This window comes from uncultured Marinobacter sp. (assembly GCF_963974375.1).
GTDB lineage: Bacteria > Pseudomonadota > Gammaproteobacteria > Pseudomonadales > Oleiphilaceae > Marinobacter.
The window spans coordinates 1-2,282 of the sequence record NZ_CAXBDN010000406.1 but is presented as its reverse complement, the minus strand read 5'-3'; the positions used below and the strand labels follow the sequence as shown (position 1 = coordinate 2,282).

Annotated in this window: 5 protein-coding genes; all 5 read left to right on the top strand. The window is 55.3% G+C overall.

All coding sequences use genetic code 11. The features are described 5' to 3' along the window. The first annotated feature begins 29 nt into the window (after positions 1-29). Positions 30-308 (top strand): hypothetical protein, encoded by a 279-nt coding sequence (locus AAC035_RS20745; protein WP_339807020.1) that lies wholly within the window; start codon positions 30-32, stop codon positions 306-308. Between the two features lie 78 nt (positions 309-386). After that, a complete protein-coding gene (locus tag AAC035_RS20740; protein ID WP_339807018.1) occupies positions 387-722 on the top strand; it encodes a hypothetical protein in 336 nt (111 codons plus the stop codon). A 2-nt stretch (positions 723-724) separates the two neighbouring features. Next, the gene (locus tag AAC035_RS20735; RefSeq protein WP_339807017.1) at positions 725-1,483 is read left to right on the top strand and encodes a hypothetical protein; all 759 of its coding nucleotides are present in this window, start codon (positions 725-727) and stop codon (positions 1,481-1,483) included. A 123-nt stretch (positions 1,484-1,606) separates the two neighbouring features. Beyond that, positions 1,607-2,095, top strand: coding sequence for a hypothetical protein (locus AAC035_RS20730; RefSeq protein ID WP_339807016.1), 489 nt, complete (start codon positions 1,607-1,609; stop codon positions 2,093-2,095). Next, the coding region (locus AAC035_RS20725; protein ID WP_339807014.1) for a RusA family crossover junction endodeoxyribonuclease at positions 2,088-2,282 on the top strand (195 nt) is incomplete at its 3' end. The genes AAC035_RS20730 and AAC035_RS20725, both read left to right, overlap by 8 nt.

Below are 2,282 nucleotides of genomic sequence, written 5' to 3'. Positions count from 1 at the left end.
CCTGACCGAATACGTGGATGAGGCCGTCGATGCTGGCCGCATTCTTTCCTAGGAGGAGCCTGATGTATTGCCCAAAATGCACCATGCAATTCCAGGTGGTCGAGCCGGAAATCCTAGCGAAATATCGTGCCCGCAAGAAGACATGCCGCTGCCCCGAATGCTTCCTTCATTTCTCCCACGGCCAAAACAGTAAATATAAAGTCGTTGTTTGTGTCACGCCAGAAGTGGCCGAAATGTGGAAAGGCCTGAAACTGATAACCGGCGAATGGCGGCAGGGCAACCGATCAATGCCAGGAGGCACGACATGAAATTCATAACCGAAACCATAGGCTTCGCCGCCGTGCTGGCGGTGATCCTGTTCTTTCTCATAGCGTCAGGAGGCTGAAATGAAAGTGCCCTATATGGATTTGACTGGACAGGTCAAATTTGATGACGACAAGCAAATCACACCAACGGAATTTGAGGGGTATTTTCCCCCGAAACAGGAGGACGACGATGTGTCTGGAACTGGGACTGATATTTCTGATAATCACGATACTGGTGCAGCTGTGAGCGAGGCGGAACAAACCGCAGACATGCACGAATTGCGCCAACGCCAGCAAGTCAGTGAGCTGTTTCACGATTTGCTTAATACCCTCAGGCTGCGGGCTATACCGCCAAGAATCTGGTTTGATGAGCTGGAAAACCACCTTTCGGTCTACGACTTCTGGAAGGAGGTGTGAATATGGACACGACCAAAATTCACGGCGGCACCTTGACCTTTGCGGACAAGGGCCATCAGTACCGCTGGAACCAGCAGAAGGTGGAATATACGGTTTCGGGCATCTGCAGCGACGGCTTTCCGTCTAATTTCGGCATGGCGGCAGGGTGGGCAGCCAAGATGATCCGCATCGAATTGATCTCCCACATGCGGCGTCTGGAAAATAACGAGCCTCTGAGAGGTGACAGCATCAAGCCGTGGGCCGAATATATCTGCCAAGCCCACATTCGGGCGCGGGATACCGCCGGGGAAGCGGGGACGACCTTCCACGACTACATGGAACGGTACGCTCAAGGCCTGGAGCCAGAGCTGCCGGAAGAACAGCCAGCCCGAAGATCGGCGGAAGCGCTGCGCGACTGGTATGACGCCAACGTGGAACGGGCAGTCTCGGTCGAGCGCTTGGTTTACCACCCCGACCTAAATTATGCGGGCAAGCTCGACTTGTACGCCGAATTGAAATCGGGGGGACATTTTGTCTTTGATTACAAAGGCATAACGACTTTGGGCTATCCGCCGAGGGCAGCCCATGTCGGCCAGGGCGCAGCCTACTGTACCGCTTTGGCCCTGGAAGGAGTGCCGGTCGATGGCTTCATACTGATGGAAGTCGAGCGCAAGTCTGCCAAGCTGCGCGTGACCCAGTATTCCGACATCGAAACCGAGTTCGAAGCCTTCAAGGCGGCTTTGAAATTGGTCCGTTATCAACCACAGGGAATCAAATTGTAAATGTTTTTCCTTGTAATTTGCGCAGCGCGGTTGGGTGCCTCTTTCCGCTAGCGCAACCGGTGCGGGGGGCACTAGCCTCCGCCTCCCGCACCACCTTTTTTTGAGGCAACCAGGAGTGATTAAATGGCAAGTGAAATAATGATTATGCAGGTGGATGCAGTTACGCCCAACACCGGGGCAGGGCCAGGAACGATAACCGGGCACCAGAACGGCCAGCCTTGCGAGGTGAAAGCGTTCAGCGAGACGCTACAAAGGTTTGAAGCCGGGCGCACTTATGAATTCGGCTGGTACCTGGGCAAGGAATACCAAGGCCACCAGGATATGCTGGTTTCGAAGCATCATGCCATCACGGAGCTGTCTGTCGGCTCAAATGGGGCTCAGAAGCCCCCAGAAGCCCGCCAAGAGGCCAAACAGCCTCCCAGGCAGGGTAACCCCCCTAAACAGACCAGCACCCCACAGGGGGTCATGACAGGCTCTGCAAATACCCGTGAGCGATCCATCACCGTACAGGCGTTGATGAAGTCGACCATCGAGTCGGGCGGCAGCGAAGAAGATTTTTGCCGCTGGCTGTCGCTGCATGACCTTATCGTGCATGGAACACCGCGTGAATAAAATACTGACTTTCGTTCTGCCGGGGGCACCGGTGCCGAAAGGCCGCCCCCGGATGACGAGGCGGGGCCATGTTTTCACGCCCCAGAAAACCGTCAGCTATGAGCATTCGATTGCAATGGCAGCCCAGGCAGCCAAATCGAAGCTGGCGGGTGGTCAGCTATTTGACAGCGCCGTGATGGTGACGATT